Genomic DNA, 17,146 nt, shown 5'->3' with positions numbered 1-17,146 from the left:
GCATGCGCATCGCCATGGCAACCGTAGCAGCCCTTGGCCTCGCTCTGGCCGCGTGCCAACCATCCGACGATCCCTCGGCGAAGGAGAGCGGCGCGGCGCAGACCGATACCGGCGAAGCGCCCGAGGCCGATGCGGTAACGTTGCGCGGCGACGGGCTGGCGGCTGGCGCGGAGAGCTTCTATTTCGGCGCGGGCCGCAGCGAGGTGGAAGCGGGCGTGACCAGCGCGCTGGGTGAGCCGACGGAGCGCGGCGATAACGCCGAGTGCGGCGCGGGGCCGGTGCAATTCACCATCTATCCCGGTGATCTCCACCTCAATTTCCAGGACGGCAAGCTGGTCGGCTGGCTGGTGCAGGACGGAAATTCCTCCCCCACCATCCGGACGGCGCAGGGTGTCGGCATCGGCACACCCGCGCAGGATGCGGCGGCGCGGATCGACGCGAAGCCGGTGGAAGGCTCCACCCTCGATGGCGAGTTCGCGGCAGCGGGCGACATCGGCGGCTTCTTCCGCCAGGCGGGCGGCGCGAAGCGTGTCACCGGGCTCTACGCCGGCACGAACTGCTTCGCCCGGTGAGCAACGACGCTACGACCGAACGTTTCGCCAGCTTCGACGGGGTCGAACTCGCGCTGCATCGTGTGGGCGAGGGCGCGCCGCTGTTGCTGTTGCATGGCCTGTTCTCCAGCGCGCAGATGAACTGGATCAAGTGGGGCCACGCGCAGCGGCTCGCCGATGCGGGATTCGCGGTCGCGATGCTCGATTTCCGCGTGCATGGTGAGAGCGCCGCACCGCATGACGAGGCGGCCTACCCGGAGAACGTGCTGGTCCGCGACACGGTGGCCGCGCTCGCGCATCTGGGCTGGGACGATTACGTGCTCGGTGGCTTCTCGCTCGGCGCGCGCACATCCTTGCACGGGGTGGTCCAGGGACTGCTGGAGCCGCAACGGCTGATCGTCGGCGGGATGGGCACCGCGGGGCTGGGCGAATGGAGCACGCGCTCCGCCTTCTTCCGCCGCGTGATCGACGAATTCGACACCATCGGGCGCGACGATCCGGCGTATTTCTCCCGCCAGTTCCTGAAATCGCAAGGGGTCGACCGGGTCGCGGCGCGGCTGCTGCTGGGCACGCTGCCCGACATGGAGCTCGGCGATCTCGACCGGGTCACGATGCCCACGCTGGTCGTGTGCGGCGACGAGGATCGCGACAACGGCTCGGCCGAGGAGCTCGCCGCGCTGCTGCCCGACGCGACCTATGTCGAGGTGCCCGGCACGCATATGTCCAGCGTGACGAAGCCGGAGCTGGGCCAGCGCATGGCGGAGTGGCTGACCGCTTGATTAAGCCGCGCGGCGCGGGCAAACCCGTCTCAACCGCAACCGGTTTTCGAGAGGGGAATCCATGAAATTCGCGCCCGTCGCCCTGTCCGCCATCGCCATCGCCCTGTCCACACCCGCCATGGCGCAGGACCAGACGCCCTTGGAAGATGCAGCCAGCGAAGTGGCCGCCGATTATCCCATGACGCCGGAAGGGGCGAAGGCGTGGGTCGCCGCGGTCGAGAAGGACCTGTTCGACTTCTCCGTCGACGCGGCGCGCACCCAGTGGGTTAACGCGACCTACATCACCGACGATACCGACGCGCTGGCAGCCAAGAGCGGGGCCGAGGGGACCGAGAAATCGGTGACCTACGCGTTGGAAGCGGCGGAATATGCCGAGGTCCCCGGGCTCGATCCCGATGTGAAGCGCAAGCTCGATATCCTGCGCAACGGCATCGTCCTGCCCGCGCCGACTACTCCGGGGGCCGCCACCGAGCTGGCCGAAATCGCGACCGGCCTGCAATCGCAATACGGCAAGGGTAAGGGCACGCTGAACGGGAAGCCGATCTCCGGCTCCGATATCGAGGCGGAGATGGGCAATCTCGAGCACACGCCAGACGAGTTCGAGGAGATGTGGACCAGCTGGCACGACAATGTCGGCGCGCCGATGAAGGGCGATTACGCCCGCATGGTAGAGATCGCGAACCAGGGCGCGAAAGAGCTCGGCTTCAGCGATGTGGGCGCGATGTGGCGTTCGGGCTACGACATGCCGGCTGACGATTTCACTGCCGAGACCGAGCGGCTGTGGCAAGAGGTGAAGCCGCTCTACATGGCGCTCCACACCTATGTCCGGGGGCGACTGAACGCGAAATACGGCGATGCGGTGCAGCCGAAGACCGGCCCGATCCGCGCCGACCTGCTCGGCAATATGTGGGCGCAGGAGTGGGGCAACATCTATCCCCTGGTCGCGCCCGCGGGATCGGGCGATCTGGGCTACGACATCGGCGACCTGCTGCAGGAGAAGGGCAAGGGCCCGCTCGACATGGTGCATATCGGCGAGAACTTCTATTCCTCGCTCGGTTTCGAGAAGCTGCCGGAGACGTTCTGGCAGCGCAGCCTGTTCACCAAGCCGGCCGACCGCGAGGTCGTGTGCCATGCGAGTGCATGGGACGTCGACAACAAGGACGATATCCGCATCAAGATGTGCATCAAGGTGAATGCGGACGATTTCGTCACGATCCACCACGAACTGGGCCACAACTACTACCAGCGTGCCTATAGCGACCAACCCTATCTCTATCTCAACGGCGCGAATGACGGCTTCCACGAGGCGATCGGCGATTTCGTCGCCCTGTCGATCACGCCCGAATATCTCGTCCAGATCGGGCTGCTCGATCGCAAGGACGTGCCGAGCGCGGACAAGGATATCGGCCTGCTGCTGCGCCAGGCGATGGACAAGGTCGCGTTCCTCCCCTTCGGCCTGCTGGTCGACAAATGGCGCTGGGGCGTTTTCGACGGATCGATTACCCCGGCAAACTACAATCAGGCATGGGTCGACCTGAAGCAGGAATATCAGGGCGTCGCCCCGCCGGTGGAGCGCCCCGCCGATGCCTTCGACCCAGGTGCCAAATACCACATCCCGGCGAACACGCCCTACATGCGCTATTTCCTCGCGCGGATCCTGCAGTTCCAGTTCTACAAGGCGGCGTGCGATCAGGCGGGCTGGAAGGGGCCGCTGCACCGCTGTTCCTTCTACGGTAACAAGCAGGTCGGGGACCGGCTGAACGCGATGCTGGAAATGGGCGCGTCCAAGCCCTGGCCCGATGCTCTGGAAACCTTTACCGGCAGCCGGCAGATGAGCGGCAAGGCGATGATGGAGTATTTCGCCCCGCTCAAGAAATGGCTCGACGAGCAGAACAAGGGCATGAAGAGCGGATGGTGACCCGCGCGCGATTGCGGGGGGCGCATGGCGAAGTCTGACCCGCTGCCGATCATCGGCTGGCGCGAGGTGATCGCGCTGCCGGAGCTGGGCCTGTCCGCCATTCCCGCCAAGATTGACACCGGCGCGCGCACATCGTCCCTTCACGCCACGGTGCTGGAGGACTATGAGCGGGACGGTCAGCATCTGGTGCGCTTCGCGGTCGATTATCACGAGCAGAAGGTACGCCAGGTGTGCGAGGCGGTGCAGGTTGGCTGGCGCGGCATCACCAGCTCCAACGGGGAAACCCAGCGGCGCCTGGTGGTGAAGACCCTGATGGAAGTGGGCGAGTACACGTTTCGGGCCGAGATCAGCCTGGCGGACCGCTCGGACATGAAATTTCCAATGTTGATCGGCCGCTCGGCACTACGGCGTCGTTTCGCCGTTGATAGCGGTCATTCCTGGTTGCAGACGCCGGGTCGCAACCCCGTTTCGGGACACAAGCCATGACGGACGCCTGCCGATGAAAATCGCGATGCTCGCCCGCAATCCGAACCTTTATTCGCATCGGCGGCTGGTCGAGGCGGCGGAGGCGCGGGGGCACGAGATGCACATTCTCAACACCCTGCGCTGCACGGTTCACATCGCCAGCCATCGCCCGCAGGTGTGGTACAATGGCGAGCCGTGCGAGGGTTACGAGGCGATTATTCCGCGAATCGGAGCCTCTATTACCAGCTACGGCATGGCGATCCTGCGCCAGTTCGAGATGCGCGGCTGTTGGCCGCTGAACGAGAGCGTCGCCATCGGGCGCAGCCGCGACAAGCTGCGCTCCATGCAGATCCTGGCGAAGCATGGGCTGGGCCTGCCCCTGACCGCCTTCGCCCACGATCCCAAGCAGGCGGAGGAGATCATCCGCTCCGTCAACGGACCGCCGGTAGTGATCAAGTTGCTGGAGGGGACGCAGGGTATCGGCGTGGTGCTGGCGGAGACGATGTCCAGCGCCAAGTCGGTGATCGAGGCTTTTCGCGGGGCCAATGTCTCCATCCTGGTGCAGGAATTCATCAAGGAAGCCGGTGGGACGGACATCCGCGCGCTGGTGATCGGGGGCAAGGTCGTCGCGGCGATGAAGCGCACCGGCGCGGCGGACGATTTCCGCAGCAATCTCCATCGCGGCGGCAGTGCGCAGCTCATCAAGATTACGCCCGAGGAACGCAGCACCGCGGTGCGTGCGGCGAAGCGCATGGGCCTGAACGTGTGCGGCGTGGACATGCTGCGCTCCAACCACGGACCGGTGATCATGGAGGTTAATTCCTCGCCCGGTCTGGAGGGAATCGAGAACGCAACGGGCAAGGACATTGCCGGGCAGATCGTTGATTTCGTCGTCGCGAACGCCAGGGACGGGAGGACGAAGACCAAGGGGCGCGGCTGAATTGTCTTGGGGGGTTCACGAAACGTGGATAGGCTTTGCCTGAGCGGTCGGATGCGCCGCTTTCAGGGGAGATTCCAACCGTGAAAATGCACCTTCTCGCCAGTTCGCTGCTTCTCGCGATTCCCGCCGGACTTTCGGCGCAGAGCGCGGAAATGCTCGCTCCGGGACAGACATTGCTTCAGGTGCAGGCCACCGGGGAATCCTATGCGGCCCCCGATATGGCGAGCGTGAGCGGCGGGGTCGTCACCTTCGCGGCGACATCGCGGGAGGCCGCGTCCTCCAATGCCGACGCGATGAACACGGTGGTCGCGGCGCTGCGCAAGGCGGGCGTGGCGGCGCGCGACATCCAGACGCAGAACCTCTCGCTCAACCCGCAATACAACTACAACCGCAGCGAGGGTCAGCCCCCTGCCATTACTGGCTATCAGGCGACCAACAGCGTGACCGTGCGAGTCCGCGACGTGAAGAAGGCGTCGGATCTGCTGACGGTCATGTTCGATGCAGGGGCCAACAACGTTTCAGGTCCCAACTTCTCCCTGTCCGATGACAAGGATGCCGTTGCCAAGGCGCGCATGGCGGCAGTGGCGGAAGCCAAGGCGGAGGCGGAGGCCTACGCCGCGGCGTTCGACATGAAGGTCGTTCGCGTGATCCGCATCAGCGAGCGTTCGCAGAGCGCGCAGTACGAGCCGATCATCGTCACCGGCTCGCGCATCGGCGCACCCCCGCCGCCTCCGCCGCCCCCGCCGGTCAGCGCACCGGCGGTCGAAGTCGGGGAGATGCAGCAATCGGTGACGCTGTTCGTCGATTACGCGCTGGGGCCGCGCTGATCAGCGGAACGGCGGCTCGTTGAAGGCGCGCAGCTTGCGGCTGTGGAGCCGCTGTCCCTCCTCGCGCAGGCGGCGGCAGGCGGTGACGCCAATCTGCAAATGCGCGGCGATCGCTTCCTCGTAGAACTTGTTCGCCTGCCCCGGCAGCTTGATCTCGCCGTGCAGCGGCTTGTCGCTGACGCATAGCAGCGTGCCGTAGGGCACCCGGAAGCGATAGCCCTGCGCGGCGATGGTCGCGCTTTCCATGTCGATCCCGACCGCGCGGCTGAGCGACAGGCGGCGCGCGGACTGGGTGTAGCGCAGCTCCCAATTGCGGTCGTCGGTGGTGACCACGGTGCCGGTGCGCATGCGCTTCTTGAGGTCGGCGCCATGCTCGCCGGAAACCTGCTCAGCCGCGCCGGCCAGGGCCTGCTGGACCTCGGCGATGGCGGGCAGGGGGATTTCGGGCGGCAGCACCGGGTCGAGCACATGATCGTCGCGCAGATAGGCGTGGGCGAGCACGTAGTCCCCGATCTTCTGGCTCGGGCGCAGGCCACCGCAATGGCCGATCATCAGCCAAGCTTCGGGCCGCAGCACCGCCAGGTGATCGCAGATCGTTTTCGCATTGGACGGGCCGACACCGATATTGACCAGCGTGATGCCGCCGCCATCCTCGCCCAACAGGTGGTAGGCAGGCATCTGGTGCCGCCGCCACGCGGTATCGGACAGCTGGTCGCGCGCATTGTCGACCGGCTCGTCTATATAAAGCCCGCCCGCACCGGCCAGCGCGGTGCAGCCGTTCTTGCCCAGCTGCTTGCCCGCCCAGTCAACGAATTCATCGACATAGCGATGATAGTTCGTGAACAGGACGAAGCGCTGGAAATGGTCGGTGTCGGTGCCGGTATAATGCGCCAGCCGGGCGAGGCTGAAATCGGTCCGCAACCCGTCGAACAGCGACAGGGGGATGGTGTCGGTATCCTCGTCCAGCTCGATCCCGTCGGCCAGCTCGTCGCCGATCAGCGCCAGCTCCGTGGAGGGGAAGTGGCGCGCGAGATCGTTCGGATCGATCCCGGCGAGTTCGGCCCCCACCGCGCCGTCGAGGACGTAGGGGAAGGGAATTTCCTGCCGCGAGCGCTGAACTTCCAGCGAGACGTCGTAATCCTCCCCGATCAGGCGCAGCTGCTCGGCCAGATAGGTCGCGAACAGGGCGGGGCGGGTGACGGTGGTGGCGTAGATGCCGGGCGCGGTGAGACGACCGAAGGAGCGGCTGCGATCGCGCGGCTGCTCGCCCCCGCGATAGATCAGGCGCAGCTCGGGATAGGCGTAGCTGCCATCGGTGCGACGCTCAGGTGGGGGCAGGGTGCCCTCGCGCGCATAGGCGACGACGTCCCTGCGCAGCCGTTCGATCGCCTCGTCATAGAGGCGGGTCAGGTCGGATATTATTGTTTCGATCGATTCCATCGCGCGGCTGATAGTATCGCGCGGATGCGACAGGCAAGAGAAAGGGGCGCGATCCGGTGTGGACCGCGCCCCTTTGCTGTTCCGTCCGGCGGTATGGGCCGGGGATCGGTCGGGCCGTGGCCCGCGCCCTTAGTTCTCGGTCGATTCGTCCGCAGCGTCCGCCTCGGCGTTCTCTTCCAGCAGCTCGGCGGGGATTTCGCCCGGCTCGAGGTTCGGATCGACGGCGTTGGCCTGCGCCATCGCCTCGATCTCGCGCTGCTCGTCTTCGAACATCTGCGCGAGGACGTCGACGCCCTGGCTCTGCAGTTCGGCTTCGTCGTCCGAACGCGCAACATTGGCCTTCACCGCGACGTGCACCTCGGGGTGCAGCGCGATGGTCACCTCGTGCATGCCGATCGTCTTGATCGGGCTGCCCATGATGACCTGCTTCTTGTCGATCGAATGGCCCTTCTCTTCGAGGCCGTTGACGATGTCGCGAACGTTGACCGAACCGTAGAGCTGGCCGGCGTTGGAGGAGGCGCGGATCAGCACGATTTCCGTGCCGTCGACCTTCTCGCCCGCCTTCTCGGCCTCGCCGCGGCGTTCCGCGTTTTCCTTCTCCAGGCGATCGCGATTGGCCTCGAAGACCTTCTTGTTCGCCTCGTTGGCGCGCAGCGCCTTCTTCTGCGGGAGGAGGAAGTTGCGGGCGTAGCCGTCCTTCACGGAAACGACGTCGCCGATCGAACCCAGATTGCCGATCCGTTCGAGGAGGATGATATCCATGTGTCTTCTCCTCTTACTTCACGATGTAGGGCAGCAGGCCGATGTGGCGCGAACGCTTGATCGCCTTGGCGAGTTCGCGCTGCTTCTTGGCGCTGACGGCGGTGATGCGGCTGGGCACGATCTTGCCACGCTCGGATATGAAACCCTGCAGCAGGCGCGTGTCCTTGTAATCGATGGTCGGCGCATTCTTGCCCGAGAACGGGCAGGTCTTGCGGCGGCGAAAAAACGGGCGGGCCATCAGTCGTCTCCCCGATCGCGATCGCGGCGCTTCTTGTCGCGGTCGTTCTTGCGCATCATCACGCTGGGGCCTTCCTCGTGTTCGTCCACGCGGATGGTCATGTAGCGGATGACATCTTCGTTGATGCGCGTCTGGCGCTCAAGTTCCTGAACCACGGCGCCCGGACCCTCGATATTGAGGAGCACGAAATGCGCCTTGCGGTTGCGGTCGATCTTGTAGGCGAGATTCTTGAGGCCCCAGGTCTCGGTCTTGGTGACCTTGCCTTCGTTCGCCTCGACGATCTCGGTGGCGGTCGCGGCCAGCTGATCGACCTGAGCCTGGCTCAGATCCTGGCGCGCGAGAAACACATGCTCGTACAGAGCCATGCTCGCTTCCTTTCATGTTGCTGCCGATCGCTGGCTGATCCGTCCGGATGACGGGGCCCCTCCGGCTTTCTTGGTTTCCACGGGGGCCGTCGCCCCCGCGGAAGGGGCGCACATAGCGACATTGGCCGCGAATGCAAGCGGCAGCGCGTTCGCGCACGGCGGATTGCATCGCCGGGCCGGGCACCCTAACGACCGGAACTTAACGGGGAAAGGAATTCGCAACATGCCCGGTGGTCTCGCCGCCCTTCTGGACGACGTTTCGGTAATCGCGCGCGCTGCGGCCGCTTCGGTGGACGATGTCGGCGTGGCCGCGGGCCGGGCCGGATCGAAAGCGGCGGGCGTGGTGATCGACGATGCGGCGGTCACGCCCAACTACGTCACCGGCATCACCCCGGCGCGCGAATTGCCGATCATCTGGCGTATTACGCTCGGCAGCCTGAAGAACAAGCTGCTGATCCTGTTGCCCGGCGCGCTGATCCTGAGCGAATTCCTGCCTGCGGCGATCATCTTCATCCTGATGGCGGGCGGTGCGTACCTGTCCTACGAGGGCGCGGAGAAGGTGATCGAGAAGCTTGGCGGGGAAAAGCACGGCGAGACGCTGGAAGACCCGATCGAGGACCCGGCGGAATTCGAGAAGAAGCGCACCGCGGGCGCGATCCGCACCGACCTGATCCTGTCGGCGGAGATCATGGCGATCACCCTGAACGAGGTATCGGCGGAAACCCTTGTGACCCGGGCGCTGGTGCTTGCGCTGGTCGGCGCGGGGATCACTTTCGTCGTCTATGGCGCGGTGGCGCTGATAGTGAAGCTCGACGATATCGGCTTGCACCTGAAGACGAAGACGTCCGCCTTCGCGCAGAGCGTGGGCGGCCTGCTTCTGAAGGCGATGCCCAAGATCCTAATCCTGCTGTCCTTTGTCGGCACGATCGCGATGCTGTGGGTCGGCGGGGGGATCATCCTGCACGGATTGGAAGAGCTCGGCCTGCACGCGCCCGCCGATCTGGCGCACGGGGCGCAGCACGCGGTGGAACATGCCACCGGCCCGCTCAGCGGAGTGCTGGGCTGGGCGACCTATGCCGGGCTATCGGCGCTGGTCGGCCTGTTGCTGGGCGCGGTGATCGTCTTCGTGCTGCACAAGGTGCTGAAGATCGGTCATGGGGACGGCCACGACGATGGGGCCGAAACCGGACACTAATCGACGCGGGTCAAGTCCAGTCCGCAGCGGGTGCAGGTCCTGTTCGGCCACGGTACCATGATGAACCGGCGGAAGAACAAATTGCTGCGGCAGCGCGGGCAATTGTAGCCCAGAATGCCGATATTGCCGACGAACAGGCCAAAGATCACGATCGCGAAGGCGATGCTGGAGTGCCCGACCCACTGATCGAACGCGATGATGAACACCACGCCCACGCCGACGAGGCCGAGCATCTTGAGCGCATGGCGCCGGGCGCGTTGGTAAAGGCTCATCCCAGCCGCGCGAGCACGTCGTGGGCGAACTGGCTCAGCGTGTCGTCGCGCGCGCCCATGATCACGATCCGGTCGCCGGGCCGCGCGTTCTCGACCAGGAAATCGCCGCAGCCGTCGCGGGTATTTATATGAATCGCCTTGCCACCGGCCTCGGCTATCATGTCCACGATCTGCTCGCTCCCCGCGCTGCGATCGACCGTGCCCCCGAAATAGACCGGGTCACACAGCACGGTCACGTCCATCGGGCCGAGCTCGCGGGCGAAGGTTTCGGCAAGTTCGCGTCCCATCTGGCGCAAGGGGCCGTAACCATGGGGCTGGAAGAAGGCGAGCACGCGGCCCTCGTGCGCCTTCAACGTGCGCAGGGTCGCGGCGCACTTGTCGGGATTATGGCCGAAATCGTCGATCACGCTCACGCTCGACGGACTGGTCCCGACGATGTCGAACCGGCGCGCCAGGCCAGTGAAGCTGCCGAGCGCGGCGACAGCGTCGGCCACCGGCACGCCCGCCGCGCTCGCCCCGGCGATCGCTGCCATCGCGTTGGAAAGGTTGTGCCGCCCGGGCAGGTGCAGCGTCAGCGCATGTTTGGTATCATCGCGCAGATCGTGGACCATCGCCGCTTGGCGCACAGGGCCGTCGGCGATCGAGCCCTTCTCGATCTGCAGTGCGGCGCAGCCGTTCTCCACCCCGAAGGTGATCGGGTCGTTGGCATGCGCAACAAGGCGGAAGGCCTCGGTATCGTCGGCATTGACCACGCCGACCTTCGATCGTTCGAGGAACGCTCCGAACAGGTCGCGCAGCTCGTCCATGCTCTTGTGGTCGAGCGAGACGTTCAGGAGGATGCCGACCGCCGGATCGTACTGAGCGATCGAGCCATCGCTCTCGTCAACTTCCGATACGTAAAGTTCAGGTCCGCCGACGACCGCGCTGGCGAAGGGGCGATCCTCGCTGACGAAGTTCTTCATCACCGCGCCGTTCATGATCGTCGGATTACGGCCCGTCTCGTGCAGAATCCAACCGAGCATGCCGGTAACGGTCGACTTGCCGCTGGTGCCTGCCACCGCGATGCCATTATCGGCGGCATTGAACAGCGCGGCGTTGAGATCGGCGCGGGTCAGGCGTGGAATGCCCAGCTCCTTCGCGCGGCCGACATCGGGCACGCTGTCTTCCACAGCGGCGCTGGCGACCAGCACTTGGGCAGGGTCGGTTATCCCGCTGCCATCCTGAGGGAACAGGGCGAAACCCTGTCGCTCCAGCGCGGCGAACTTCTCGGGGGTGCGACCTTGGTCGAAACTGCGGTCGGAACCGGCCACCTCCGCCCCGTGCGCCTTCAGGATTTGCGCCAGCGGCTGCATGCCCGATCCACCGATCCCGCAGAAGAACCAGGGGCGGGCGGTCAGGTCGGCTGTGGGATCGGGCAAGTCGCTCATGGCGGATCGAGGTAGGCGGGGAGGGCCGCTTTGTGAAGCGTTGCCAGCGCGACTTGCTAACCTTAGACCGGGCCGATGACCCGTATTGCCGTGTGTGCCCCCGCGACTCCCATTTCCGAAGCCAGCGCGCAGGCCTGCCGCCAGCTCGTCGCCGATGAATTCCCCGACCAGGAGGTCTGGTTCCACCCGCAATGTTTTGCGAAGCAGGGCCATTTCGCAGGGGACGACCTCGTCCGGCTGACCGCGCTGCTCGAATGCGCCAACGACCCACAATGGGATGCGGTGTGGTTCGCACGCGGCGGCTACGGCTCCAATCGCATCGCCGAGGCGGCGATCTCGCAGATGACAGGTCCTGCGCGCGAGAAGACCTATGTCGGTTTCTCGGACATGGGTTACCTCTTGGCCGCGCTCTACCGCGCCGGGATCGGCCAGCCGGTGCATGGCGCGATGCCGATCAGCTCGGGCAGCGAAACGGGCCGCGAAAGCGTGCGCCGCGTGCTGCGCTGGTTCTCGGGCGATCCCTCGGGGCTGGAGCCGCATGTGGATGGCCGGACACCAACCGCCGCCTTCAACCTCATCACGCTCACCATGTTGATGGACACGCAGCTGATGCCCGACCTTTCAGGCCATGTGCTGATGGTGGAGGAGGTCAGCGAATATCTCTATTCGATCGACCGGCTGTTCTTCAGCCTGACCCAGCGCCTGCCCCGCATCGCCGGGCTTCGCCTGGGCGCGGTGACGGCGGTGCCCGACAACGAGCGCGAGTTCGGTCAAAGCGCGGAGGATATCGCGCAATACTGGTGCGCGCGGGCGGGCATTCCCTATCTCGGCCGGGCCGAGATAGGGCATTCGGCGATCAACCGCATCGTGCCCTTCGGCCTTGCGCGCCCCGCCCCCGCTGTCTAGCCGCGCCGCCACAGGTTTTTACGGAGATATCGATGCGCGCATTCCTTTTTCCCGGACAGGGTAGCCAGAAGACCGGCATGGGGGCCGAACTCGCCGATGCGAGCCCCGTCGCCCGCGAAGTGTTCGAGGAAGTGGACGAGGCGCTGGGCCAGAAGCTGTCGCGGATCATGCGCGAAGGGCCGGAGGACCAGCTCACTCTTACCGAGAACGCGCAACCCGCGATCATGGCCAACGCCATCGCCACCCTGCGGGTGCTGGAGCGTGAGGGTGGCCTCACCATCGCGGACAAGGGCAATTGCGTCGCCGGGCATTCGCTGGGCGAGTACACAGCGCTGTGCGCCGTCGGAGCGTTCCCGCTGGCCGATACCGCGCGGCTGCTGAAACTGCGCGGACAGGCGATGCAGGCGGCGGTGCCGGTGGGCGAGGGTGCGATGGCCGCGCTGCTCGGTGCCGATGTCGAGAAGGCAGAGGCGCTTGCCGAAGCCGCCGCGCAAGGCCAGGTCTGCGAAGTCGCCAACGACAACGATCCGACCCAAGTCGTGATCTCCGGCCATCGCAGCGCGATCGAGCGGGCCATCGCGCTGACCAAGGAGCATGGGATCAAGCGCGGCATCCTGCTGCCGGTGTCCGCGCCGTTCCATTGTTCGCTGATGCAGCCCGCCGCCGATGCGATGGCGAAGGCGCTCGACGACTGCCCCCCGCGCGGGTTCAGCCTGCCGCTCTATGCCAACGTCACCGCCGCACCGGTCAGCGACCCGGTGGAGGAGCTCGGCCTGCTGGTCGAGCAGGTTACCGGCCGCGTGCGCTGGCGCGAAAGCGTGCTCGCCATGCGCGAGGACGGAATGGAAGATTTCGTCGAACTGGGCGGCAAGGTGCTCGGGCCCATGGTGGCCCGCATCGACCGCGAGGCAAATGTGACCAGCGTCATCTCTATGGACGATATCGAAAGTCTCGCTAGCTTCTCTGACGACCAATCTCGTCGGGACAAGGGGGCTGAGATGGGATGGAAGCTGAGACTGGGATTGCTCGGGCTCGCGGCGTTGACGGCCGGATGTGCAACGAGCGAATCTGTCGATCAGAATGCGAGATCCGCGATGCCCGCAGTTCGGGGGGAGCGCCAGCTCTCGCGCTACTTCGCCCAGGCGGAGAAGGACTACGATCGGTATCCTCCCATGCCGATGGCTCTCCCAGCGCCACTGGCAGTGGAGCAAGGGCCGGTGTTGAGCGATGCGGGGTCGGCCCCCAGCGCGGACACGAGCCAATTGGTGGTCGTCACCGGCACTCGCGTCGAGGAGCCGGGGATCACCAACACACAAGAGGTGGGAGTTGACGAGGGCGGCATCGTCAAGCGACACGGCGATCACCTGATCGTGCTGCGCCGGGGGCGCCTGTTCAGCGTGGCGATCGGTGAAGGTGGATTGGCTTCGGTCGACGCCATCGACGCATTTGCACCGGGGGATGACGACCCGGGCGACACATGGTACGACGAGATGCTGATCGAGGGCGATCAGGTCGTGGTGATCGGCTATTCCTACGGCGATGACGGAACCGAGATCAATCGGTTCACGATCTCGCCGGAGGGTCGCTTCGCCTATCGTGACACGCATTACCTCACATCGGGCGATTATTACAGTTCGCGCAACTATGCGTCGCGATTGATCGGGGACGAGTTGCTCTTCTACGCCCCGGTCCAGATCGATTTTGAAGATTGGCGAGCGGCGCTGCCGACTGTGCGCGCGCGCGAAGCGGATGGGACGATAAAGGAGGCTCGGCGCAATTCCGGTGCCACTACGCTTTTCGTGCCCGGAGCAGTTCTTGCCAAGCCTAACGGGCAACTCGATACGTTTCATACTGTGACATCGTGTTCGCTTTCCGGTCCCGATCTGCCTTGCCGGTCCACCGTCGTTTTGGGGGCTTGGGGACGCGATTTCTATTTCTCCTCAACCGCAGCCTACGTCTGGACCGATGGCATCAATCGGCTGAACCAGCAGACGTTCGACGAGGAGCCGTTCATTCCACCGATGCTTTATCGCATTCCGCTCGATGGATCGGCACCCCGGGCCATCGGCGTTGCAGGCAGTCCTGTCGACCAGTTCTCCTTCCGGGAGGACGGTGGAAGTGCGATCGATATCCTGACGCGTGCCGAGGACGGTGGCGGCGGCATGTGGGGAGGCGAGGTCAGTGACGGAACGCCGATGTTGCTCCACTTATCGCTCGACCGACTTGGCGACGGTTCGGACGATGCCAGACGAGGCGATTATCGCGAATTGCCGCCGGTCGATGGATATCGTTTTTTCAATCGGTATGTCGGTCGCCATTTGCTCTACGCCAGCGGGTCCTACGGGCGTGAAGAGAACACACCCGAAATCTATATCGTGCCGCTCGATCATCAGTGGGTGACGACGATCAAGCTGCCGCACGGAGTTACGCGCTTCGATGCGTTGGGCGACGACGCGGTCGCGATCGGTCCGGATGCAGCAGGTGGCCTGGGCTTTTCATCCATCGCGCTCGATCGTGCCAACGGTTCGGCACGGCTCGTGAACACATATGCGATGGCCCGAGCCGAAGAGGCAGAAACCCGCAGCCAAGCACTCTTCTATCGGTCCGATCCGGGCTCGCCCGATGGAGCAAACGGGATGCTCGGCCTCCCGGTATCGTTGCAATTACGCGACGATTTGGGTGAGTTTCTTGGAGATGCGTCAGCTATCGCTTTCCTACGCCGTGACGATCGGAAGCTTTCGCCTGCCGGTCAACTCGACAGTCGGCCGGTTGCAAACGCCGACGGCCGGGAAAGCGATCAATGCCAGGCGTCGTGCACTGACTGGTACGGTAACGCCCGCCCGATCTTCATCGGCAACTTGGTTTTCGCGTTGATGGGTTATGAAATCGTCGAGGGTCGCCAGGACGGCGCGCGGATCGTCGAACGTCGCCGGGTTGACTTCACGCCGGTGTCGCGTGAGGGGGCCAGCCCCAACTGACGGGCAGCACGAAAGGTTTGCGTCAATGTTTTCGCTCGAAGGAATGACCGCGCTCGTGACCGGTGCCAGCGGTGGCATCGGGTCCGCGATCGCGCGCGCGCTCGCCGCGCAGGGTGCGCGGCTGGCGCTGTCTGGCTCCAACGGCGACAAGCTGCGCGCCTTTCGCGAGCAGTTGCAGGACGAGTGCGGCGGCGACCACATCGAGATAACCTGCGACCTTTCCAGCCCGGACAGCGTGGAAAAGCTGATCCCCGCCGCGGTCGACAGCCTCGGCCAGCTCGATATCCTGGTGAACAATGCCGGTATCACGCGCGACAACCTCGCCATGCGGATGAAGGACGAGGAGTGGGACGATGTCATCCGCATCAATCTGGAGGCGGCGTTTCGCCTGATGCGGGCTGCGGCGCGGCCGATGATGCGCGCGCGGTTCGGCCGGATCGTCTCGATCACCAGCGTGGTCGGGGCGACGGGCAATCCGGGGCAGATGAACTACACCGCGGCCAAGGCGGGCCTGACCGGCATGTCGAAGAGCCTGGCGCAGGAGCTGGCGAGCCGCAACATCACCGTCAACTGCGTCGCGCCGGGCATGATCCGCACCGCGATGACGGAGCGGCTGGACGACAAGCAGAAGGATGCCATCAACGCTCGCATCCCGATGGGGCGGATGGGCGAGGGCGACGAGATCGGCGCGGCGGTGGCCTATCTCGCTTCGAAGGAGGCCAGCTACGTCACAGGGCAGACCTTGCATGTGAACGGCGGAATGGCGATGCTGGGCTGACCGACCAGAATTCCTGCGTCTTATCCCCAGCTTCGCCCGTCGGTCGGATACGAGAACTTGCCCCATGAGCACCCAGCGTTAAGGGTGTAGGAGAATATTCCGGCGCCGCGGGCGATTCCGGCCGACGGGTCGCAGCGACGGCGCATCAGGGGGTTGAAAGGGACCGATGAAGGCTACCATCGAACGCGCCACGCTGCTCCGCTGCCTGTCGCATGTGCAGTCCGTGGTGGAGCGCCGCAATACCATTCCGATCCTGTCGAACGTGCTGATCGACGCGAGCGAAGGCGGACAGGTGAAAGTCATGGCGACCGACCTCGACCTGCAGGTGGTCGAGACCATGAGCGCCGCCAGCGTCGAAAGCCCCGGTGCGATCACGGTGTCGGCACACCTGTTGTTCGATATCGCGCGCAAGCTGCCCGATGGCAGCCAGGTCAGCCTGGAAACGGCCGACAATCGCATGACGGTGAAGGCCGGGCGCGCCCGGTTCCAGCTGCCGACTCTGCCGCGCGACGACTTCCCGGTGATCGTGGAAGGCGACCTGCCGACCAGCTTCGAGATTCCGGCCAAGACCTTGGCGGAGCTGATCGACCGCACCCGCTTCGCGATCAGCACCGAGGAAACGCGGTATTACCTGAACGGCATCTTCCTGCACGTTTCGGACGAGGATCGCCCGGTGCTGAAGGCCGCTGCCACAGATGGGCATCGCCTGGCACGCTTCACCATCGATCGGCCGGAAGGGGCCGAGGGCATGCCGGACGTCATCGTGCCGCGAAAGGCCGTGGCCGAATTGCGCAAGCTGCTGGAGGAAGCGCTCGAGGGCAATGTCGAGCTCGACCTGTCGGCCAGCAAGATCCGCTTCACGCTGGGCGGCGAGGGCGGGGTGGTCCTGACCAGCAAGCTGATCGACGGCACCTTCCCAGATTACAGCCGGGTGATTCCGACCGGCAATGACAAGCTGCTGAAGCTCGATCCCAAGAGCTTCTTCGCCGGGGTCGACCGCGTTGCCACGATCGCCACCGAGAAAACCCGGGCGGTCAAGATGGCGGTCGAGAGCGACAAGGTCACGCTGTCGGTCACCAGCCCTGACAACGGCACCGCTGCCGAGGAACTCGCCGCCGATTACGGTAGCGACGGGCTCGAGATCGGGTTCAACGCCAACTACCTGAAAGATATCCTGAGCCAGATCGATAGCGACACGGTGGAACTCCACCTCGCCGATCCGGGCGCGCCGACACTCATCCGCAAGGACGAGAACAGCCCGGCGCTCTACGTGCTGATGCCGATGCGGGTCTGACCCGCACCGGC

17 protein-coding genes and 1 pseudogene are annotated in these 17,146 nt (G+C 65.1%); 12 read left to right on the top strand and 6 right to left on the bottom strand.

The window, feature by feature from the left end; all coding sequences use genetic code 11:
• Nucleotides 1–14 precede the first annotated feature (14 nt).
• From F7D01_RS00835 to F7D01_RS00810, 6 genes are all read left to right on the top strand, one after another.
• Nucleotides 15–572 carry an aspartate-semialdehyde dehydrogenase gene (locus F7D01_RS00835; RefSeq protein WP_215228403.1) on the top strand — a complete coding sequence of 186 codons (558 nt, stop codon included), beginning with the start codon at nt 15–17 and terminating at the stop codon, nt 570–572.
• Nucleotides 569–1,330, top strand: coding sequence for an alpha/beta fold hydrolase (locus F7D01_RS00830; protein WP_251566960.1), 762 nt, complete (start codon nt 569–571; stop codon nt 1,328–1,330). Before F7D01_RS00835 ends, F7D01_RS00830 begins: the two co-directional genes overlap by 4 nt.
• Nucleotides 1,331–1,391: 61 nt before the next feature.
• A complete protein-coding gene (locus tag F7D01_RS00825) occupies nt 1,392–3,248 on the top strand; it encodes a M2 family metallopeptidase (protein WP_215228402.1) in 1,857 nt (618 codons plus the stop codon).
• 24 nt (nt 3,249–3,272) lie between these two features.
• Nucleotides 3,273–3,734 (top strand): RimK/LysX family protein, encoded by a 462-nt coding sequence (locus F7D01_RS00820; RefSeq protein ID WP_215228401.1) that lies wholly within the window; start codon nt 3,273–3,275, stop codon nt 3,732–3,734.
• Between the two features lie 13 nt (nt 3,735–3,747).
• Entirely contained in the window at nt 3,748–4,653 is a 906-nt protein-coding gene (gene rimK, locus F7D01_RS00815) for a 30S ribosomal protein S6--L-glutamate ligase (RefSeq protein ID WP_215228400.1), read from the top strand.
• Between the two features lie 86 nt (nt 4,654–4,739).
• Nucleotides 4,740–5,480 carry an SIMPL domain-containing protein gene (locus F7D01_RS00810; RefSeq protein ID WP_251567327.1) on the top strand — a complete coding sequence of 247 codons (741 nt, stop codon included), beginning with the start codon at nt 4,740–4,742 and terminating at the stop codon, nt 5,478–5,480.
• Here F7D01_RS00810 and F7D01_RS00805 read toward each other — a convergent pair whose 3' ends face one another.
• From F7D01_RS00805 to rpsF, 4 genes are all read right to left on the bottom strand, one after another.
• Nucleotides 5,481–6,920, bottom strand: coding sequence for an AMP nucleosidase (locus tag F7D01_RS00805; RefSeq protein WP_215228398.1), 1,440 nt, complete (start codon nt 6,918–6,920; stop codon nt 5,481–5,483).
• A gap of 129 nt (nt 6,921–7,049) precedes the next feature.
• Nucleotides 7,050–7,682, bottom strand: coding sequence for a 50S ribosomal protein L9 (gene rplI, locus F7D01_RS00800; protein ID WP_215228397.1), 633 nt, complete (start codon nt 7,680–7,682; stop codon nt 7,050–7,052).
• Nucleotides 7,683–7,695: 13 nt separating this feature from the next.
• Nucleotides 7,696–7,920 carry a 30S ribosomal protein S18 gene (rpsR, locus tag F7D01_RS00795; protein ID WP_215228396.1) on the bottom strand — a complete coding sequence of 75 codons (225 nt, stop codon included), beginning with the start codon at nt 7,918–7,920 and terminating at the stop codon, nt 7,696–7,698.
• A complete protein-coding gene (gene rpsF / locus F7D01_RS00790) occupies nt 7,920–8,285 on the bottom strand; it encodes a 30S ribosomal protein S6 (protein ID WP_215228395.1) in 366 nt (121 codons plus the stop codon). Before rpsF ends, rpsR begins: the two co-directional genes overlap by 1 nt.
• Nucleotides 8,286–8,508: 223 nt before the next feature.
• Here rpsF and F7D01_RS00785 point away from each other — a divergent pair, with 223 nt between their 5' ends.
• Entirely contained in the window at nt 8,509–9,480 is a 972-nt protein-coding gene (locus F7D01_RS00785) for a DUF808 domain-containing protein (protein ID WP_215228394.1), read from the top strand.
• Here F7D01_RS00785 and F7D01_RS00780 read toward each other — a convergent pair.
• Nucleotides 9,477–9,752: a hypothetical protein gene (locus tag F7D01_RS00780; protein ID WP_215228393.1), complete on the bottom strand. Its 276-nt coding sequence runs from the start codon at nt 9,750–9,752 to the stop codon at nt 9,477–9,479. The genes F7D01_RS00785 and F7D01_RS00780 overlap by 4 nt on opposite strands.
• Complete coding sequence (locus F7D01_RS00775; protein WP_215228392.1) at nt 9,749–11,179, bottom strand: glutamate ligase domain-containing protein; 1,431 nt, start codon at nt 11,177–11,179, stop codon at nt 9,749–9,751. The genes F7D01_RS00780 and F7D01_RS00775 overlap by 4 nt, the downstream gene beginning before the upstream one ends.
• 75 nt (nt 11,180–11,254) lie before the next feature.
• Between F7D01_RS00775 and F7D01_RS00770 the strand changes: the two genes are divergently transcribed.
• The 5 genes and pseudogenes from F7D01_RS00770 to dnaN all read left to right on the top strand — a co-directional run bounded on the left by F7D01_RS00770 (nt 11,255) and on the right by dnaN (nt 17,135).
• On the top strand, nt 11,255–12,085 hold the full coding sequence (locus F7D01_RS00770) for an LD-carboxypeptidase (protein ID WP_215228391.1): 831 nt from the start codon (nt 11,255–11,257) through the stop codon (nt 12,083–12,085).
• Nucleotides 12,086–12,117: 32 nt separating this feature from the next.
• Nucleotides 12,118–13,041: pseudogene (fabD, locus tag F7D01_RS15100) on the top strand (ACP S-malonyltransferase); the annotation flags it as partial.
• On the top strand, nt 13,018–15,063 hold the full coding sequence (locus F7D01_RS15095; RefSeq protein ID WP_371819730.1) for a beta-propeller domain-containing protein: 2,046 nt from the start codon (nt 13,018–13,020) through the stop codon (nt 15,061–15,063). The pseudogene fabD and the gene F7D01_RS15095, both read left to right, overlap by 24 nt.
• A 25-nt stretch (nt 15,064–15,088) precedes the next feature.
• A complete protein-coding gene (gene fabG / locus F7D01_RS00760) occupies nt 15,089–15,841 on the top strand; it encodes a 3-oxoacyl-[acyl-carrier-protein] reductase (protein ID WP_215228389.1) in 753 nt (250 codons plus the stop codon).
• 166 nt (nt 15,842–16,007) lie between these two features.
• Nucleotides 16,008–17,135 carry a DNA polymerase III subunit beta gene (dnaN, locus tag F7D01_RS00755; RefSeq protein ID WP_215228388.1) on the top strand — a complete coding sequence of 376 codons (1,128 nt, stop codon included), beginning with the start codon at nt 16,008–16,010 and terminating at the stop codon, nt 17,133–17,135.
• The last annotated feature ends 11 nt before the right edge of the window (nt 17,136–17,146 follow it).

Origin of the sequence: Erythrobacter sp. 3-20A1M (genome assembly GCF_018636735.1) — a bacterium.
GTDB lineage: Bacteria > Pseudomonadota > Alphaproteobacteria > Sphingomonadales > Sphingomonadaceae > Alteriqipengyuania.
Note: the sequence above shows the minus strand (reverse complement) of the source record. Positions and strands in the feature narration are given on the sequence as shown.

What these genes read in the sequence shown, in the direction of transcription:
- F7D01_RS00835 (WP_215228403.1), top strand. Translation starts at nt 15, where the DNA reads ATGGCAACCGTAGCAGCCCTTGGCCTCGCTCTGGCCGCGTGCCAACCA.
- F7D01_RS00825 (WP_215228402.1), top strand. Translation starts at nt 1,392, where the DNA reads ATGAAATTCGCGCCCGTCGCCCTGTCCGCCATCGCCATCGCCCTGTCC.
- F7D01_RS00820 (WP_215228401.1), top strand. Translation starts at nt 3,273, where the DNA reads ATGGCGAAGTCTGACCCGCTGCCGATCATCGGCTGGCGCGAGGTGATC.
- rimK (WP_215228400.1), top strand. Translation starts at nt 3,748, where the DNA reads ATGAAAATCGCGATGCTCGCCCGCAATCCGAACCTTTATTCGCATCGG.
- F7D01_RS00810 (WP_251567327.1), top strand. Translation starts at nt 4,740, where the DNA reads ATGCACCTTCTCGCCAGTTCGCTGCTTCTCGCGATTCCCGCCGGACTT.
- F7D01_RS00805 (WP_215228398.1), bottom strand. Translation starts at nt 6,920, where the DNA reads ATGGAATCGATCGAAACAATAATATCCGACCTGACCCGCCTCTATGAC.
- rplI (WP_215228397.1), bottom strand. Translation starts at nt 7,682, where the DNA reads ATGGATATCATCCTCCTCGAACGGATCGGCAATCTGGGTTCGATCGGC.
- rpsR (WP_215228396.1), bottom strand. Translation starts at nt 7,920, where the DNA reads ATGGCCCGCCCGTTTTTTCGCCGCCGCAAGACCTGCCCGTTCTCGGGC.
- rpsF (WP_215228395.1), bottom strand. Translation starts at nt 8,285, where the DNA reads ATGGCTCTGTACGAGCATGTGTTTCTCGCGCGCCAGGATCTGAGCCAG.
- F7D01_RS00785 (WP_215228394.1), top strand. Translation starts at nt 8,509, where the DNA reads ATGCCCGGTGGTCTCGCCGCCCTTCTGGACGACGTTTCGGTAATCGCG.
- F7D01_RS00780 (WP_215228393.1), bottom strand. Translation starts at nt 9,752, where the DNA reads ATGAGCCTTTACCAACGCGCCCGGCGCCATGCGCTCAAGATGCTCGGC.
- F7D01_RS00775 (WP_215228392.1), bottom strand. Translation starts at nt 11,179, where the DNA reads ATGAGCGACTTGCCCGATCCCACAGCCGACCTGACCGCCCGCCCCTGG.
- F7D01_RS00770 (WP_215228391.1), top strand. Translation starts at nt 11,255, where the DNA reads ATGACCCGTATTGCCGTGTGTGCCCCCGCGACTCCCATTTCCGAAGCC.
- F7D01_RS15095 (WP_371819730.1), top strand. Translation starts at nt 13,018, where the DNA reads ATGGACGATATCGAAAGTCTCGCTAGCTTCTCTGACGACCAATCTCGT.
- fabG (WP_215228389.1), top strand. Translation starts at nt 15,089, where the DNA reads ATGTTTTCGCTCGAAGGAATGACCGCGCTCGTGACCGGTGCCAGCGGT.
- dnaN (WP_215228388.1), top strand. Translation starts at nt 16,008, where the DNA reads ATGAAGGCTACCATCGAACGCGCCACGCTGCTCCGCTGCCTGTCGCAT.